19 protein-coding genes, 2 pseudogenes and 1 CRISPR repeat array are annotated in these 15,486 nt (G+C 47.7%); of the genes and pseudogenes, 6 read left to right on the plus strand and 15 right to left on the minus strand.

The window, feature by feature from the left end:
* Window positions 1-5 precede the first annotated feature (5 nt).
* The 5 genes and pseudogenes from NEA10_RS20585 to NEA10_RS20600 form a co-directional block, all read left to right on the plus strand.
* Entirely contained in the window at window positions 6-1,103 is a 1,098-nt protein-coding gene (locus tag NEA10_RS20585) for a pentapeptide repeat-containing protein (protein WP_252665489.1), read from the plus strand.
* Between the two features lie 318 nt (window positions 1,104-1,421).
* Window positions 1,422-3,071, plus strand: coding sequence for an IS1634-like element ISAtsp2 family transposase (locus NEA10_RS20590; protein WP_252665490.1), 1,650 nt, complete (start codon window positions 1,422-1,424; stop codon window positions 3,069-3,071).
* A gap of 86 nt (window positions 3,072-3,157) precedes the next feature.
* Window positions 3,158-3,343, plus strand: a pseudogene (locus tag NEA10_RS20595) (type I restriction enzyme endonuclease domain-containing protein); the annotation flags it as partial.
* 17 nt (window positions 3,344-3,360) lie between these two features.
* Window positions 3,361-3,486 carry a hypothetical protein gene (locus NEA10_RS20935; protein ID WP_258719063.1) on the plus strand — a complete coding sequence of 42 codons (126 nt, stop codon included), beginning with the start codon at window positions 3,361-3,363 and terminating at the stop codon, window positions 3,484-3,486.
* Between the two features lie 11 nt (window positions 3,487-3,497).
* A pseudogene (locus NEA10_RS20600) lies at window positions 3,498-3,605 on the plus strand (IS982 family transposase); the annotation flags it as partial.
* A gap of 67 nt (window positions 3,606-3,672) precedes the next feature.
* Here NEA10_RS20600 and NEA10_RS20605 read toward each other — a convergent pair.
* From NEA10_RS20605 to NEA10_RS20620, 4 genes are all read right to left on the minus strand, one after another.
* Complete coding sequence (locus tag NEA10_RS20605) at window positions 3,673-4,428, minus strand: 3'-5' exonuclease (RefSeq protein WP_252665491.1); 756 nt, start codon at window positions 4,426-4,428, stop codon at window positions 3,673-3,675.
* 28 nt (window positions 4,429-4,456) lie between these two features.
* Window positions 4,457-5,869, minus strand: coding sequence for a hypothetical protein (locus NEA10_RS20610; protein WP_252665426.1), 1,413 nt, complete (start codon window positions 5,867-5,869; stop codon window positions 4,457-4,459).
* A 41-nt stretch (window positions 5,870-5,910) separates the two neighbouring features.
* On the minus strand, window positions 5,911-7,011 hold the full coding sequence (locus NEA10_RS20615; RefSeq protein WP_252665427.1) for a hypothetical protein: 1,101 nt from the start codon (window positions 7,009-7,011) through the stop codon (window positions 5,911-5,913).
* Between the two features lie 520 nt (window positions 7,012-7,531).
* Entirely contained in the window at window positions 7,532-8,341 is an 810-nt protein-coding gene (locus NEA10_RS20620; protein ID WP_252665428.1) for a PEP-CTERM sorting domain-containing protein, read from the minus strand.
* A 319-nt stretch (window positions 8,342-8,660) separates the two neighbouring features.
* Between NEA10_RS20620 and cas6 the strand changes: the two genes are divergently transcribed.
* Window positions 8,661-9,722, plus strand: coding sequence for a CRISPR-associated endoribonuclease Cas6 (cas6, locus tag NEA10_RS20625; protein ID WP_252665429.1), 1,062 nt, complete (start codon window positions 8,661-8,663; stop codon window positions 9,720-9,722).
* Window positions 9,723-9,863: 141 nt separating this feature from the next.
* A CRISPR array of direct repeats spans window positions 9,864-10,190; the repeat unit is 36 nt; unit sequence GTTTCCATTCATTCCGCTTCTGCAAAGAGAAGCGGC.
* A gap of 186 nt (window positions 10,191-10,376) precedes the next feature.
* On the opposite strand, the gene NEA10_RS20630 is transcribed toward cas6, so the two are convergent.
* From NEA10_RS20630 to NEA10_RS20680, 11 genes are all read right to left on the minus strand, one after another.
* A complete protein-coding gene (locus tag NEA10_RS20630) occupies window positions 10,377-10,655 on the minus strand; it encodes a hypothetical protein (protein WP_252665430.1) in 279 nt (92 codons plus the stop codon).
* On the minus strand, window positions 10,655-11,191 hold the full coding sequence (locus NEA10_RS20635) for a thermonuclease family protein (protein WP_252665431.1): 537 nt from the start codon (window positions 11,189-11,191) through the stop codon (window positions 10,655-10,657). Before NEA10_RS20635 ends, NEA10_RS20630 begins: the two co-directional genes overlap by 1 nt.
* Window positions 11,192-11,422: 231 nt before the next feature.
* Entirely contained in the window at window positions 11,423-12,106 is a 684-nt protein-coding gene (locus tag NEA10_RS20640; RefSeq protein WP_252665432.1) for a hypothetical protein, read from the minus strand.
* 57 nt (window positions 12,107-12,163) lie between these two features.
* Window positions 12,164-12,607, minus strand: a complete 444-nt coding sequence (locus tag NEA10_RS20645; RefSeq protein WP_252665433.1) for a hypothetical protein — start codon at window positions 12,605-12,607, stop codon at window positions 12,164-12,166.
* A 2-nt stretch (window positions 12,608-12,609) separates the two neighbouring features.
* Complete coding sequence (locus tag NEA10_RS20650) at window positions 12,610-12,804, minus strand: hypothetical protein (RefSeq protein ID WP_252665434.1); 195 nt, start codon at window positions 12,802-12,804, stop codon at window positions 12,610-12,612.
* 82 nt (window positions 12,805-12,886) lie between these two features.
* Entirely contained in the window at window positions 12,887-13,381 is a 495-nt protein-coding gene (locus NEA10_RS20655) for a DUF1273 domain-containing protein (protein ID WP_252665435.1), read from the minus strand.
* Window positions 13,374-13,820, minus strand: a complete 447-nt coding sequence (locus tag NEA10_RS20660; protein ID WP_252665436.1) for a hypothetical protein — start codon at window positions 13,818-13,820, stop codon at window positions 13,374-13,376. The genes NEA10_RS20655 and NEA10_RS20660 overlap by 8 nt, the downstream gene beginning before the upstream one ends.
* Before the next feature lie 25 nt (window positions 13,821-13,845).
* The gene (locus NEA10_RS20665; RefSeq protein ID WP_252665437.1) at window positions 13,846-14,244 is read right to left on the minus strand and encodes a hypothetical protein; all 399 of its coding nucleotides are present in this window, start codon (window positions 14,242-14,244) and stop codon (window positions 13,846-13,848) included.
* A gap of 91 nt (window positions 14,245-14,335) precedes the next feature.
* Complete coding sequence (locus NEA10_RS20670) at window positions 14,336-14,860, minus strand: hypothetical protein (RefSeq protein ID WP_252665438.1); 525 nt, start codon at window positions 14,858-14,860, stop codon at window positions 14,336-14,338.
* 153 nt (window positions 14,861-15,013) lie between these two features.
* A complete protein-coding gene (locus NEA10_RS20675) occupies window positions 15,014-15,193 on the minus strand; it encodes a hypothetical protein (protein WP_252665439.1) in 180 nt (59 codons plus the stop codon).
* Between the two features lie 18 nt (window positions 15,194-15,211).
* A complete protein-coding gene (locus NEA10_RS20680; RefSeq protein WP_252665440.1) occupies window positions 15,212-15,472 on the minus strand; it encodes a hypothetical protein in 261 nt (86 codons plus the stop codon).
* Window positions 15,473-15,486: the final 14 nt, after the last annotated feature.

Genomic DNA, 15,486 nt, shown 5'->3' on the forward strand with positions numbered 1-15,486 from the left:
ATTTAATGAATGACCCTATCCCTAATCAGAATGATATCGAGTTAAATACTGAAAAAGCTGGGGGTGTTGCGGGGAAAGTTGACCGTGACCAGATAGTTGCTGAGACTTACATCCAAGTCAATAATCCTGCTCCCACTGAGAATGCTGTTCTGACGCTTGATATTGACCCGTCGAAATACACGCAGGAAGAATTAGCAGCATTGATGGAAAATATAATGAAGTCGGTGAGCATTATAGGAGATGGAACATTAAAACTGGCATATTATAAGAAAGGAAGTATCAAATTATTTCTGAATGGCTCACCAGAAGATATTGCGGAACTTCAGCGGTTAATAAACTCAAAAGAATCAACTCAAATAGAAGGTCATAATATTACAGAAATTCAGGAAACTACCCCAGAAGAAGACGCGAAAATTTCTCTGATTAAACAGGTTAAAGCAGGTAAAAAAAATCTGAGTGGAGCTGACTTAAGTGGTGCTGACTTAAGTGGTGTTGACTTGAGTATTGCTAACCTCAATGGGACTAACCTGGATGGGGCTAACCTCAATGGGGCTTACTTGAATGGGGCTGACCTGCGTGGAGCTAACCTCAGTGCAGCTAACCTCAGTGGGGCTAACCTCAGTGAGGCTGACCTGAGTGGGGCTGACCTGCGTGAGGCTTACCTGGCTAGGGCTTACCTGTTTAGGGCTTACCTGTTTAGGGCCAACCTGAATGGAGCTAACTTGAATGAGGCTAACCTGATTAGGGCTAACCTGAGTGGGGCTAACCTCAATAGGACTGACCTGAATAGGGCTTATTTCACTAGGGCTAACCTGGATGGGGCTAACCTGAGTGGGGCTGACCTGCGTGGGGCTGACCTGAGTGAGGCTTACTTGGCTAGGGCTGACCTGAGTGAGGCTGACCTGCGTGAGGCTGACCTGAGTGAGGCTTACCTGAGAGATGCTGACTTCACCGAGGCTAACCTTAAAAATGCCACGGTTATCCAAGCCCGGTTTGGACACAACCAAGGCATTGATGAAGCTCTAAAAACTGCTCTCATCACGAGAGGTGCCATCTTTGAAGATTCTCCAGGCGATCGCTCATCCGTCCCCACCCTCATCTAAACCAACACCTTCCCACCGTTAGAAAGCGAATCCCCTTCCGATAACTGTCAGTTCCAACACTTATCGGAGCAAGCGGATAGCGGACTGTCAATGCACCTTCCGATAACTGTCAGAGTTGACACTTCTTATCTTGCGAACCTGGACTAGATGCGATCGCCATTCAGAAAAACCCCACAGTTCTAGTTTTGACCCGCCGATGGAATCTTTAAAAAAGATGAATACCTGCACCAAATCCTACATTCCGCAGGTTGACAGGGAATAAAAGATATGGTGCTAGTCTAGGCTAGAAAGGGTTCCTTCGAGCGGTAGGCTCTGGCGATGCAGATTAAAAATTTAGACCATCTGGGTTTAGTGGCTGGAGTGATTGACGAACTCGGCCTGGTCGAGTTGACGGATAAGCGGATTGAACCTCATAGCTTGGAGCATGTGAGTGCCGGACAAGTGGTTAAAGCCATGATTTTGAACGCCCTAGGCTTTCTCAGTGCACCGTTGTATTTATTCAGCGAGTTTTTTGAGAGTAAAGCGGTGTCTCATCTGCTCGGAGAAGGGGTAGAGGCTCGTCACTTGAATGACGACCGCTTAGGTCGAGTGTTGGATGAACTCTACGCAGAAGGGACGACATCATTTTTTCTCCAGGTGGCGCTCCAGGCTGTGGAACGATTTGGAATTGATATTCAACAGCGTCATCTCGATGCCACCTCGATCTCAGTAGAAGGGAAATATGAGCGGTGCTCGAAGGGGAAATCCGAGGTAGGACTTGAGTCAGCTCCCCAGGGTGAGACATCAGCAGAACCCAGCCCAATTCGGCTGTGTCGAGGCTATTCCCGAGACCATCGTCCAGATTTGAAACAGTTTTTGATGACTCTAGTCTGTGCCGCCGACGGTGGCGTGCCGCTATGGTTGCAGTTGGCCAGTGGCAATGAACAGGACACTCAGCAGTTTGCAGAGGTGCTCAAGGCGTTTGGTGACCAATGGACTAGCGACGGTATCGTTGTGATGGATGCCGCCTTTTACACAGCAGCCAATCTGCAGCAGATGGAGACCACGGGGTGGCTATCACGGGTGCCGCTGACCCTAAAAGCGGCTCAAGAGCTGGTGCACAGCGATGTCACCCGACTGACTGAAGTCCCCTGCAACTCGAAGGATTACCGGATGTGGGAGATTGAGCAGACCTATGCCGGAGTGCGCCAGCGCTGGATCCTCGTCGAAAGCCAAACCCGCAAAGCCAATGCAGACCTCTGGCAACCCGAATTAGAGAAGCTCGAACACCGCCTCAACCGCCAATTGAAAAAGCTGACCCAGCGGGTCTTTGCTTGCAAACCCGATGCCCTCGAGGCCTTGATGCAGTTTCAAGATGGACTCGAGGTGCATCAGCTCACTCAGGTCTCCCTGGAGACGGTGCGGGCCAAGCGACCCCCCGATCGTCCCGCCAAATCCGCCGAACCCACCCCAGTTCAGGGCTATCGGCTCCAGGCCACGTTACAGCAGACCGCCACGGCCGAAGACCGCTTTAGCCGTCAGCGTAGTCGCTTTATTCTAGCCACCAATCAACTGGATCAATCCCTCTGGCCGGCTCAGACCTGCTTAAGCGAATATAAAGGGCAACAGACCGTCGAGAGAGGCTTTCGCTTCCTCAAAGACCCCCTCTTCTTTGCCAGTAGCGTCTTTGTCAAAAAGCCGCAGCGGGTCGAGGCCTTAGCTCTCATCATGGCCCTAACCCTTATGGTGTATACCCTCGCCGAACGCCAACTGCGACAGGCGTTAGATGCTCAGAAGCAAACGGTGCGCGACCAACGCCAACAACCCACCGCTAAACCGACCTTTCGCTGGATTATGCAGAAGTTTCAAGGAATCCACTGGGTTAATCTCGATGGGCAAAGGCAGATTAGCAATCTCAATGATGAACGGCGATTGATTATTCACCTCTTCGGTCCACCCGTTGAGCGCTATTACTACGCATCCGGTTAATTATTTATCAACCTGCGGAATGTAGGCCAAATGAGTCGAGGACAATCACTTTATTCACACCACCCTACATTCCGCAGGTCGCTCATGTCCGTCGCAATGCTTCCATCGACTGGAACCTCAAGGAAAGCGTCCGCGCCCGCATGAAGATTATGGTGAAACGTCTCCTGCGACAATATGGTTATCCCCCCGATATGCAGTCCCTCGCGATTGAACTGGTACTGGAGCAAGCTAAGGTCTTTACTGAGTTTGAGGTGGAAACCCGTCATTCATAGGAGGCTTGAGTTTGGGGATGGGTCGAGTATGGAGTTTGGGCGATCGCACTCCGATGGCTGTGGGTTTCGATGACCGACGACCTTTGCTGGATGCCAGATGCGATCGCACCTCATCAGTTCCTATACCTCACATGAGTTCGTGATAAGCGACACAATTGAGCATTCTTGCCATCGTAGTCTGGTTAACTTCTGCGTCAACTTGCTCTGTGGCTTGATTGGCCACTGCCACCAGCCCAAGAAGCCTTCTCTTGACTCAGACTAGCTTTTGCCTCGTTCGGCTTAACTCAAACTCACGTTAGCTATGAGATTGAACGTTTATCAATTTGAGGTTAGGTCTGACTTTTTCCTCGTGGTACGATACGACCTTTCGGCATGGGCATTTCAAGATTAGGACTGATCACAATCTCGAAAGGATACTCTGCTTGTTCGAGGGCGAGGTCGCTACGACGAATGCGCTTCACCCACTTTTTCTCAATATATTGATTCCAGCGGAATCCTCGCGATTTCGCCTCGTCTTTCCGAAATCTTGGAATCTGAGCGATCGCATACACAAACGGCTCCTGCGACCGGGCGATCGCATCTCCCAGAAGTGCCTCAAAGTTATCCACCCGGTCGAACAGTGCTCCAATCAACTGGCAATCGGTCAGGGCGCGGTGAGCCTGATTGACCCCGATGCCGTGATTGAGTGCCGTCTGTACCAGGTTTCTCGGCTTGTCATTCTCGGGCCAGCGGAAATCGTCGTAGGTGCAGAGCCAGGGCTTGTTGATGGTAGGGAGACCTCCCTGGCCAAACCACGGCTTATCAAAGCTGGCATTGTGGGCCACAACATAATCCACCCGATGGAGCCATTGCTGGAACTGGCCAACCACCCGATAGGCATCAGCATCAGTGACAGATTGTGCAGCCGCCGCTGGGATGTGGTTGACTGACTCGACGGGATTGGCTTGAACCGGAAATAAGGTCGATAGCTGCTGGAGAACGCAGCGGTGGGGAACCGAATACAGAATTGCACCCAGTTCGATGACGCGATCGCAGCTTGGGTCGAGTCCGGTGGTTTCGAGGTCGAGGATTAGTAACTTATCCACAGTGTAATCTTTCTACCTAAGTCTCTTTTTAAAAATGCTCTAAAAAGGTCATCGCTTTTTCAACTCCGTGAGTTCTAACCCAAGTAGCTGCAATTCCTTGTGCTTTAGAGTTTGTTGATAAAGATATAAGAAATTGTTTTTTAGCATCTTCTGTTATAGAAAGTCCAGGGTTTTGTCTTAGATGTCTCTTGAATTTGTGTTGAATTCTTTTCTTTGCCTTTTTTCTTTGTTCTTCAAGACTTAAATTACTTTTTGGCTGTTGATTGGTTTGATTGGTTTGGTTAGTTGTATCTCCCATTAAAATTGCAAAAATTGCATCAGTTTGTTCGCGGGAAAAATATCTGTCATGACCATAGGAACGCTTATATGTTAAACGTGCTTGTTGTTCCGCCATCGTTTCGGCCATCGCCTCATCCCAATGTGGTTCTTCTTCAAGGTCTCTAACGTTACTAAAACAAGTTTGAACCAAGTTTGAACCAGTATAGCTATCAATAAGACGAGCAACTTCTTTACAACATTCGAGAGGATGTTGAAGTGTTTGGCGTTCACTAAACAGCAGAACAAACCAGTCCTCAGATTGAAATGTTCTCAGACGGTTGTTATCTTGCCCAAGACAATGCAATAACCTTAAATATCCATTAGAATTTGGATATTGACGGGGAGTGTATGGCTCGTTAATATCTATGACAATACTTAAATTCTTAGACTCATCAACGTAAGCAAAATCGGGAATATATCTATTTAAACGTCGAAGGGAATAAATTTTACCACTAAAGTAATTGCGTAGCATACCAGGGAACCTAGAGTTAGACTCAAATTCAGGATATCCTCGCGGGTCAAACTGAGTTATATCAACTTTGTCTCCTAATGATGTTGGTCTTACCACAACTGTCTGTAATTGTGATTGCCGCCACGCTGCAACCTTTTCTGGAGTGTGTAGCTGTGAACAAAGACGAGAATGTTCTTGACGACGCTGTTGATTTTCTGCTTCAATCTCTTGACACCTTTTTTTATGATTTGATAACTGATACTCATAGTGTTTTCGTTGTTCAAATGCAAGGCGATTGAACTTTTGTAAGTTCACTTGATATTCTTGTAAGGATTGACGATAATCATTTCGACGACTCGGAAACGTTAGTAATTCCCAAGCTGTAAAAAACACAATTAAACCGAAGAAAAATAAACCAGCTTCTATACTAAATGCGCTAACCACCATTGCGATAAAGACACCAACACCTAGCAAAATATAATCACAACGTTCAGGTGCATTTTTATTAAAAACAGGTTGCTGACCTGGAGCTGGGCATACTGGTTTATTGGGTAAATTCAGCAATGAAAGACTGGGTTCTGGAGGCATTCCTGTTTGAATATCCTCAATTACTTTGGGATAAAGAAACGTAGGATAGTAGAGATTTGTGTCCTTTAGATTTTGAAAATTCATGTGTGGTTTTTAATCTTTAAAATAGAGTTGTTTTGAAAGTCTTAGTAATTGAGTCTAGCTCGGCGTTCTGCCATTTCTCGTGCTTCTTCTTCAGTCCAGCATCGTTCGGGTTCTAAATCAGGCACACCCTGAAACTTTGTCTGAACTAGATTAGAGCCAGTAATTTCATCAATCAACTGTGCCAGAGCTTTACAGCAGGATTTAGAATGCCGGAGTGCCTGACGTTCGCTGAAAAATAAGACATACCAATCATTGTTCTGGAAAGTTTTGATGCGCTCACCATAGTTACTTTGTCCGATACAGTGAGTTACTTCTAATGATTTTGAACTATTAGGATACTGACGAGGAATATAAGGCTCATCAATTTCAATATCAATGCTCACAGAGTTTTCGGTGTCAATATAGGAGAAATCGGGGATTTTGCCGCAAACATAATAAAGAACGTGGATTTTATCGCCAAAATATCGACGAAGTAATGATGGTAGCCGACAATTACGCTCATATTCGGCATATCCTCGCGGGTCAAATTCATTGACATCCACCTCAAATCCTAGACCTGCTGGACTAAGAGTGATTGTCTTGATTTGCTCCTCTCGCCATTTCTGGATACCCTCTGGAGTTTTGAGTAAATCACATTGCCGACGGTGTTCTTTCCGAGTTTTCTGATTCTGTTGTTCGATGTCCTGACACCGCCTGCGATATTGTTCATAACGAAGTTGGTAATCCCGTTCTGCTCTCGCAACCTCCTCGTTGTATCCCGTCAGTTGATTTTGATGCGATCGCTCCTTCTCCCGATACTGCTCCAATCGCTTGGGATAATTTCGCCATTGTCGCCAGAAGGCCACCCCGGTTCCGACCGCTGATAACCCGAACAGCAATGCCCCAGCGAGAAGGTCAACTGAGGCGATCGCACCCATGATGATAGCCAGAACCGCACTGACCCCTATCAACAAGCCGTAATTCAACCGTTTGGGGGGAGATTGATTAAAGACAGGAACAGCAGGAGTCTTTGGTTTCTCGGGCGGCGAGGGAAGCTGAATCAACGCCAACGCCGGTTCGGTCGGTGTCTCAGATAATATCTGTTCGACCTGTCTGGGGAGGAAGACGGCTGGGTAATGTGTTGGAGTGTCCGGTGAAAGCATCTGATATCAGGTCGGGGATTCATGTAAAACAACCTGGTCTAACGTTCAACCCAAAACCTCAAGGAGAAGCTGAATAAATCCTATACCTCTAAACGAACTACTTACGTATTTTCACGCAGAAACCCAGAGGCTAAACCCGATAATAACTGCTGCATAAAGGGCTGAGCGGTTTTATTGCACTTCTGACTGACGCTAACAGAATTATTGTCTGATTAGACTAGGATTTTCCTAGTTTAACCGTAAAATCTCCGTAAATGCAAGCAAATTTTAGAGCTTTATGACAATTTTTCTAAAAATCGTTGTTTTACCTTTGATTTCAGACAAACTCACCTCGACTAAAAATACTCCTCTTATTCTCAATCTCTTAGTCTACAAACCCCTCAAAGCGATCAGATTATGGAGCAATTTTTGAAATGTTTTGATGGATGCGATTACCATCATAATTTGGTATTCAATTTTTAGCACTCGTCTCTAGCCATGAATTAACAGCTAGAGACGGTGAATTCAACTACTAATGAGTTCAGCGGTACTTACGACGTAGCATAAATACACCGAGTGTAGCCAATCCAAGTAAAGACGATGGTTCAGGAGTTGATTCAGTCGGAACCGTTGGTAAGGCGACATTACGGGAGTGAGATGCCGACCCCCACAAAACACCGGCAGAACTGTCCATGCCAGTAATGTTTTTCACAAATGTCCCAGATCCTGTATCGAGGTCAAGTGCAATTTGTTGGCCACTAGTGGTGTATCCAAAGAGAGTATTATCTTGGCCAAACGCAAGACCATAGACAGAGCTATAGCCAATATTTCCAACTTTATTGGCTATACCGTCTTTGGAAATCGTCCATAATGAGTCTCCAGAAGATGTTGCCCAAAAGAGTCCTCGTGTTGCATCATACTCAATATCACCACTACTTGAAAATCCAAGAACTGACGCAATTTGTGATGCTGCACCAGTATTTATATCAATTGAATAAAATCCGTTTCCGCCAGTGCCATAAAGGTTGCCATCACTTGAAAAGCCAAGACCATTCATTCCTCCTACACCAAGACCACCAATTAAATTTGTAGTCTTGCTGGTTAGATCTATCGAATACAAATTCGAAAATGTGATTCCCCATAAGTCTCCAGCCGAATCTAGGGCAATATCTGTAAAACCAATTGAGTTCAAAAGAGGTGTATATGCTCCAGTTGCCTCATCAACACTTCCGACTTCACCATTGGAAGTCGAAACATATAATGGGTTTGCCTTCACTGATATTGCACTCGTTGCAAGTATAGCTACTGTTCCAATGACCGTAGACAAAGTTTTAAGGGTAATAACAAACATGAAAAAATCTCCAAAATTAGTAGGTTTCCAGTAAATTCACAGTTGACTTGAGTAAATACACGTAACCGAAGACTGAATACCCTCGATATGAAGGACTCACTTTTTTTATTCACTCAAATCTCAACACCTAGACATTTTCTATCTTAATCAGAAACTTACAATAAATGCAAGCAAATTCCATATTTTCAAAAAAATCTCTGGATAGTTGAAAATCCCCATTTAAACCTATCGGTTGAAAAATCCTGATTTTACGGGAATCCCTGTAAACTGCAATGATTGTTTACATTTCTGATGTAACTTGTTACAAAACGGCTGATGTATGAAAATCACTAATAGGGAACTGGTCACTATCGACTTTGACATCGACCCCCAGGACAACGCCAAGCTTTTTCGCCAATACGTCATCGGACTTCATGCGTGGTTTCTGGATTGTGTGCGCCAGACTCGACCCGACCTTTCTGCCAAACTGCACGACTCGCCGGAGGATAAAGCCTTCACCATCTCTCCGCTATTGGGCGAGGTTCCTATCATTGGCCGCAAACTCCACATCCAGCGGCATCACTCCTATCATTGGCGGCTGACTTTGTTTTCCCGTCCCCTCGTCGCCTGGGCGCAAACCTGGTTAACCAACCCGCCCACCACTCTGAAGCTGCGCCGTCTCTGGTTTGATTTGCGATCGCCCCGAATTGAGCCTGGCCCGGCCACCTATGCCGAACTGTACGAGTTGCCTATCGAGCGACGCATCGCCCTCAGCTTCGTTTCGCCGACTAGCTTCCGTCACCGGGGCCATCACCTACCGTTGCCCAATCCCGTCAACCTGTTCCACAGTTACCTGAGACGCTGGAATCAGTTTTCCGAGATTCTGGTCGAACCTGACCCTTTCCTGGACTGGATAGACAGCTATGTGAGTTTATCGCGGCATGATATTCAATCCAGCAAAATCGCCGCTGGGAAACGGGGGTCCGTCACCGGCTTCACCGGGTCGATTGAACTGACCCTCTCTGCCACCGGCGCACAACGGCATCCTGACTTTGCCCGACTTTATACTGCCCTCGCTCACTATGCCCCTTATTGCGGGACGGGCCACAAAACCACGTTTGGACTGGGACAAACCCGCCTTGGCTGGCACGAGTCTGGTTCTCTTAGTCCAGAAGTAAGTCTGGGCGATCGCATTGCCGAAATCACCGAGCAATTGCTGAGTCAGCAGAAACGACCGGATAATGACCGCGCCCGTCAGGTTTGCCAAACCCGGGCCACCATCCTGGCCCGACGAGAATTGGGCGAATCATTGATGGCCATTGCAGCAGACCTGGAAATGCCCTACGAAACGGTCAAAACCTACGCAAAATTGGCCCGTCGTAGCCTCAAGAACCTGAAATAAAACATAGCTCCCCGAACGTAATAGGTTCGAGGAGCGTAGGTAAAATGCTTGGGCTTAGAGATAACCCTATTTATTCTGCTTTTGTAAAAAGAAGCAGTGAATTACTACAGGGATGACAACCCTGGTCGTAGCGCCAATGGGGTTTCCATTCATTCCGCTTCTGCAAAGAGAAGCGGCAGGAGCTGCTTTAACGGGATTAAGCAATGCTGTTGACCGTTTCCATTCATTCCGCTTCTGCAAAGAGAAGCGGCCCACCACCACCACCACCACCATCCGGGGGTGGCACTGTTTCCATTCATTCCGCTTCTGCAAAGAGAAGCGGCGGAGGTATCACTCACCCTGAAGTAGAAGTTGATCAAGTTTCCATTCATTCCGCTTCTGCAAAGAGAAGCGGCATCCTAGTGAAAGGTCCTCTTGGTACACCACCAACACGTTTCCATTCATTCCGCTTCTGCAAAGAGAAGCGGCCCACCCCCATTGGAACACGCTCTGGGCGGGATGTCCACGGGGCAAAATCGACGAGGTAGAGATTTGTTAGTACAATGTACACGGGATTCATTATCATAACGGGCTACACCCCTTACAGCGTAAGCAATCGACGGGGTCAACGAGATTCCAGGGGATACAGGAAATTCCTCACCCCGTCGCTGCTGGTCAGTCCTCTTTACCTCGCACAGAAGCCAGTAAAGACTTAGCGAACAGGTCGTTTTGTTCCTCTAACCATCTTACCCGCTCAGCCTCCTTAGCTTTAATTTCCGCACGGTGAGCGAGAATTTCCTTGGTGATTGCCACGATAGCTGAGAGGATAACTCCCGCAAGAGGAACCAACAAGTTACCGTCCCAGATAGCGTCGATGGGTTTCTGAGCTACTGGGGCTTGAATTTCAGTAAGCTCAGTGGTTGATTTTTTCTGGTTCAGGAGTTCATTGTTCATTATCCATCCTCCCGGATTGCCCGTTTGTATTGATAAGGGAGAGTGAAATCTGGGTCAGCCCAGAATCCTACTCCTCTCTCTTTGGCTCGGGCGCAAGTTCCCAGAATCCCCTTAAAGAGGGCCAGGTCTCGTTTTGCCCGAAAATCATATTGCTGATAGGGTAGGCTATTGGCGGCCAGCCCATTCGCACAGAGCGCGATTTGGATATTGTTCGCAAACCCGACCCGATTCCAATACCAATCAGCCAGCCAGCGCCCCCATTGGTCGCGTCCCTTTAATACCACCCTGATATATGGTCGGTTCTCTAACTGCGCTGTGAGCCAGTCAGTGGCCACTTGTCCCCAGTGCCATTGCCGCTGGTAGTCAATCGGCGCATTGTCTAAATCCTGTCCTGGGCGAGGAAGCTCCGGCGTGTCAATCCACCGACACCGCGTCACAAAAACCTCGCTATGATACCTGAGCAGCAACGTATCGCCGTCGAAAACCTGGAGAATCGACGCTTTTAGGCTCTGGTTCTCGTAGAGTACTGACGACATTTTAACTGGAAGAAGATGCGGTTCTTAATGCTACTTTACAATCAATATGATTGCCCACCGTGGTATTACCGATAACCATCAATCTTAAGGTTTTCTTAAGATAAAAAAAGACGACTTCAAAGAGAAGCCGTCTCCCTTATGTCACCTTATGCAAGTTTTTATTGTCCATTGTTAATAAAAAAAAGACAACCCCACAGGGTTGCCTTATTCGTTTCTAGTTGCTGTTAGCTGTTAGTTGCCTTCCGGTAGAGCTTCTTTCATTGGACTCAACCGATTCCGACATTGCTTGTCGTTTTCGACGAGCATCGGGTCGAGACAGAAACTCGTCCCTGCCACCTGTTTTGCGGCTTCGAGCGCAGCCTTCTCCAGTTCAGACTCGGGTTTCTTCTCCGTGATTTCGATGAAGTAGTAAGGACCATAAGACCCCTCAGTCATGGTGAACTGGAAGCGGAAAATGTGGTTGAACTGTGCTTGCTGAATTTTCTCAAAAGCAACCTTATTCGGGTCGCCCTCCATGCCGCTGTTCACCCATTCAGTGAAGGCATTTTGGCTGAAGACTTCCAGTAGCCGTCCCAGGTTGTCCTTGCTGCGCCGGTGCAGCAGGAACGTGCAGACTTGGCTGGCTTGTTCGGGAAATTGAGCCTTCATTTCCCCAGCGGTGGGGATGCCCCAAATTTCAATGAATGGCTCGTTGAGGTAATGCGGTTCAAAGGTTAGCATCCGCTCGTGAACGTCACAAAGTGCCATCTCCACAAACTCCCCTTTGGTCAGCCCAGCTTTCTCTGCTTTAGCCACATTCATTCCCTTGGTGTCACCATGAACAAAACAGCCCCACTCTTTGGAGCAGTTGGCACGATAACGGGCAGGCAATTCAGGAACACGAAAGGCAAATTTGTTGATTTGGATAATGTGCATGGTTCAATTTCTCGTTGTGTTTACAAGGTGGGGAGGTATGACCCTCCCCGGTGACAATTACAGGTAGAATGACAGGTTAGGAACAAACTTGGTTGCCTGGTCTTGTGCCAGTTTCAGCCGTAGTTCCAGTCCTTTCAAATGGGGACTGTGCAAGAGAGCCAGTTTCATTTCCTCCAGAACTTCAACCTGTTCGCGATGAAACTGAATGCGCTTTTCCAGCTCCAGTAATTCCTGTTGGTTTGCCTCAAACAGACGGGTTTTCTCAGTGCTGATATCGCTCATTAGCCGAGAAACCTTGGGAGTTTCAATGACTTGGCGCCGATAGCGCAGAATGATTTTCTGCTTCGGCGTCTCAAAGACCGTCCGTTTGGCGCTGCGATCGCCCCCAGTAAGGTCAATCGCTTCGGCGACAGCATTAGGGATGATTTTTGTTTTCAATTCCTCCTCCCGTTTCTTGATATCAAGACGGTGATTTAGTGCCAGTTCAAGGTAGCTGCCCATAATTAGTCCTCCAGAATGCGGTTGAAAGTAGATTCGTCGTTGGAGAGAAGCACGGAGAATGCCTCTCGCAGACGACAAAATTCATCCAAGGATTGCGGGGTATCGGGTTTGCCCGTTCGCGCCAAAAATGTGTAATAGTCTAGTTCGTCAAATGCTTTGCTAATGCGCTCAAATACACTTATGGTGTCGATTGACATGAGAACCTCCAGTAAGAATCGACACCTAATCCGGTAGGGTTCGGTGGACTCTCCCCCAATAGCTGGAGGAGAGTTTGACTGGTTAGAGCAGGGTCAGCTGAGTGGGGGCGATGTGTTGATGAAGTTGGCCCGTTTCAGGGTTAATCCAGTAGAGTGGCCGTTCTCGTGCGATCGCCCGTTGGATTGTGTAGCGCGTGCCTCCCCCGCGCCGGTGGTCGAAGATTGCAATGCCCATCTCACAGACCTCGACCATGTGCCGGTTGCGATGGTGGTTGCAGCCCATCTCGTACTGCTGGTGCAGCCATAGGATTTCCTCGGCCCCATTCAGCAGTTCCCAAAACACCCGCTGCTGGGACTTTGACCAGCGACTTTCGTATCCGTGGCAGGGGATTAACGCTTTCCAGGGAAGGCCCCGGCGCGTCCATTCCAGCGCGGCGAGTTGGTCGGTTCCCAGTGCCATGCCCGTATAAAAGCGAGTTGCCCCGTGGGCGATCGCAAGGTCTGTCAATTTGGCCAGATACCGGGAAGTGTGACCCAGGTGGACTCGGCGATGTCCGGTCACAAAGCAATTAACCATAGTGTTCTACTGCCTCCTCAATGAATCCATTAACCCCGGCAACGAAGCGCCGTCCCCAGGCTGCATTGCGAGAGTCGCTGATTCGGTAGCGTCGCAGGCTTGCCCGCACTAAAAGCTCTTGAACAAGCTCCTGGTTTTGGATACACCATTGTTGAATCAGTGCCTCCGTCGCCGGTTTGACGAATTGTTCCCGGACTCCACGGCTGCTGTATTCCAGCAGCACAGGTTCGGCAGTCAATTCATCAGTGGAAATGCTCCGGGCAAAGTCCCGCAGAAACTCATGGGTCAGGGTTTGCAGCATTTCACTCATTTCCTCGGTGAAGGGATGCACTGAATCGTCACACCGAGTTAGTTTCATGTGTTCTGGCTGAAAGCGATTGTCCTTGCCAATGTCGTAGCCTTTGCGATGATAGTACAGTTGGATAACTTGGTTGTTCATAGTTTTCTTGGTGTGCTAGTTGGTGTTAGTTGTTAAACTTCTGGCAATACTCAATCAACGCCGCTGCCAATAACGCAGCATGGTCGAGTTCAGAACCAGCAGTGTTTTTGTCCCACAATTGCTTATTGTGAGACCCCGCAAGGATAATTAACTCCTTGGCAAGACGTTCGTTCTGCTCAAGCCAAATAACCAGGAGTTCACGATAAAAAGCTTTACAAATTCCAACCTTGTCAACTTTAAGAGCAATGCTCAGGGTTAGGTCGGTTTTAGCTTTCAGCTTGGAGACCTCCATGAGTGTCCCAATATGGTTCCAGATATTTCCTACAGTTCCGTGAAAGTCAATAGTCATGAAGGTGGAACAAAATCGCTTATCCCCATCTAGGGAAATGTCGTAGCCATTTTCGTCGGCTTGGAAGATATACATAATTCTCCTTGGAAGAATGAAAATCAGAAGCTAATCCGGTAGGGTTTGATGGTAAAAAAGACCCTCCTTTCTGGCAGGAGAGTCTTTTAAGTCAACTGGTTTTCATTTGATTTAACAAGAGACCAAGTTGGGCTGGTGGACTCCACCCATTAAGGGTGACTTGGTTGTAACGGGCATCCACCCAACGAATGTGTAAGCTATACTGCTTGGCATAGTCTAAGGACTCTTTGACCCGTCCTTTGCTCTCCCCATCCCAAATCGCCAAAGCCCCGGCACTGCGCCGAATCATAAATAAGGTCATCAGAGTTTCATCCGATAATGCCTTGTCGCCATGCTCCTCAGCAATAGCAATCTGTTGGTAGGTTGCCTTCTCTAAGATGTCACGGTCATGGCGACTCAACCGCTCTCGATTCTGCAAACTTGCTGCACTCCAGCTTGGAGGATGTACAATACACAATTGCCCATTCCAGGCTTCAGCAAATGCTTTCTCTGGCTCGGTTGATGCCGGGGTAATAACTGAGCTTGCCTGAAGATTATAGGCTTCCTCTTTTAAGACCCGTAGGGCTGACTCTGTGATAGCAGGATTGTAGTTCTCCGCTACAAATAAATACTGCATAGTCTGTAAAAACAATAACTTTTTGCGTCTGTTTAGTCAAAAAAACACGACTTTTTCTCGCGTATGTAATACGACGTATTACAACGGTTATAGACATTATACGGTTTCTTGATAAAAAAAGACCCCCTAAGTCGGGAGTCTTGTAACATTTTTTTACCACTCATCATCAGGGAAGCACTCTAGTTCTTCTTCTGATAACTCGGGTTCAGGAAGGGTAGAAGCTGGGCAAATATAATGCCCCTTCCCGTCCTCTCGGGGATAATAATAAACCTCGTCCCATATATCTTCAGGATGAGGTTCGTAGCGGTCATCAGTCGGGGGTAATGAGTACATAATTTCCTCAGTTAAACATCAAGAATCAATCTGGCAAGGTTTCTTCATCCAACGGTTGATTAGTCCCATGTAGATTGATTTCTCATTGCAATTCATGCGATGGAGTTGAGGGGTTCCCATTTGTCCAAACGAGAAGCGCAGCCGGTCAAGCTGTGCAGCCTTGCGGAATTGATACCGGTGAAGTTCCCGGCGTTGGTCGGGGGTCAGGTGGCGAGGGGCGCTCAACTGGCAGAAATGGGCGTAGGCGCTGGCAATGTCTAATCGGTCGAAACTGAGCATGATTCCTCCATAAG

This window comes from Phormidium yuhuli AB48 (genome assembly GCF_023983615.1).
Lineage (GTDB): Bacteria > Cyanobacteriota > Cyanobacteriia > Cyanobacteriales > Geitlerinemataceae > Sodalinema > Sodalinema yuhuli.

Coding starts and splice junctions, on each gene's coding strand:
- NEA10_RS20670 (WP_252665438.1), bottom strand. CDS start 14,860: ATGCAGTATTTATTTGTAGCGGAGAACTACAATCCTGCTATCACAGAG.
- NEA10_RS20665 (WP_252665437.1), bottom strand. CDS start 14,244: ATGTATATCTTCCAAGCCGACGAAAATGGCTACGACATTTCCCTAGAT.
- NEA10_RS20620 (WP_252665428.1), bottom strand. CDS start 8,341: ATGTTTGTTATTACCCTTAAAACTTTGTCTACGGTCATTGGAACAGTA.
- cas6 (WP_252665429.1), top strand. CDS start 8,661: ATGAAAATCACTAATAGGGAACTGGTCACTATCGACTTTGACATCGAC.
- NEA10_RS20935 (WP_258719063.1), top strand. CDS start 3,361: ATGGGTCGAGTATGGAGTTTGGGCGATCGCACTCCGATGGCTGTGGGT.
- NEA10_RS20645 (WP_252665433.1), bottom strand. CDS start 12,607: ATGGGCAGCTACCTTGAACTGGCACTAAATCACCGTCTTGATATCAAG.
- NEA10_RS20660 (WP_252665436.1), bottom strand. CDS start 13,820: ATGAACAACCAAGTTATCCAACTGTACTATCATCGCAAAGGCTACGAC.
- NEA10_RS20630 (WP_252665430.1), bottom strand. CDS start 10,655: ATGAACAATGAACTCCTGAACCAGAAAAAATCAACCACTGAGCTTACT.
- NEA10_RS20590 (WP_252665490.1), top strand. CDS start 1,422: ATGCAGATTAAAAATTTAGACCATCTGGGTTTAGTGGCTGGAGTGATT.
- NEA10_RS20615 (WP_252665427.1), bottom strand. CDS start 7,011: ATGCTTTCACCGGACACTCCAACACATTACCCAGCCGTCTTCCTCCCC.
- NEA10_RS20655 (WP_252665435.1), bottom strand. CDS start 13,381: ATGGTTAATTGCTTTGTGACCGGACATCGCCGAGTCCACCTGGGTCAC.
- NEA10_RS20650 (WP_252665434.1), bottom strand. CDS start 12,804: ATGTCAATCGACACCATAAGTGTATTTGAGCGCATTAGCAAAGCATTT.
- NEA10_RS20680 (WP_252665440.1), bottom strand. CDS start 15,472: ATGCTCAGTTTCGACCGATTAGACATTGCCAGCGCCTACGCCCATTTC.
- NEA10_RS20635 (WP_252665431.1), bottom strand. CDS start 11,191: ATGTCGTCAGTACTCTACGAGAACCAGAGCCTAAAAGCGTCGATTCTC.
- NEA10_RS20610 (WP_252665426.1), bottom strand. CDS start 5,869: ATGAATTTTCAAAATCTAAAGGACACAAATCTCTACTATCCTACGTTT.
- NEA10_RS20585 (WP_252665489.1), top strand. CDS start 6: ATGAATGACCCTATCCCTAATCAGAATGATATCGAGTTAAATACTGAA.
- NEA10_RS20675 (WP_252665439.1), bottom strand. CDS start 15,193: ATGTACTCATTACCCCCGACTGATGACCGCTACGAACCTCATCCTGAA.
- NEA10_RS20640 (WP_252665432.1), bottom strand. CDS start 12,106: ATGCACATTATCCAAATCAACAAATTTGCCTTTCGTGTTCCTGAATTG.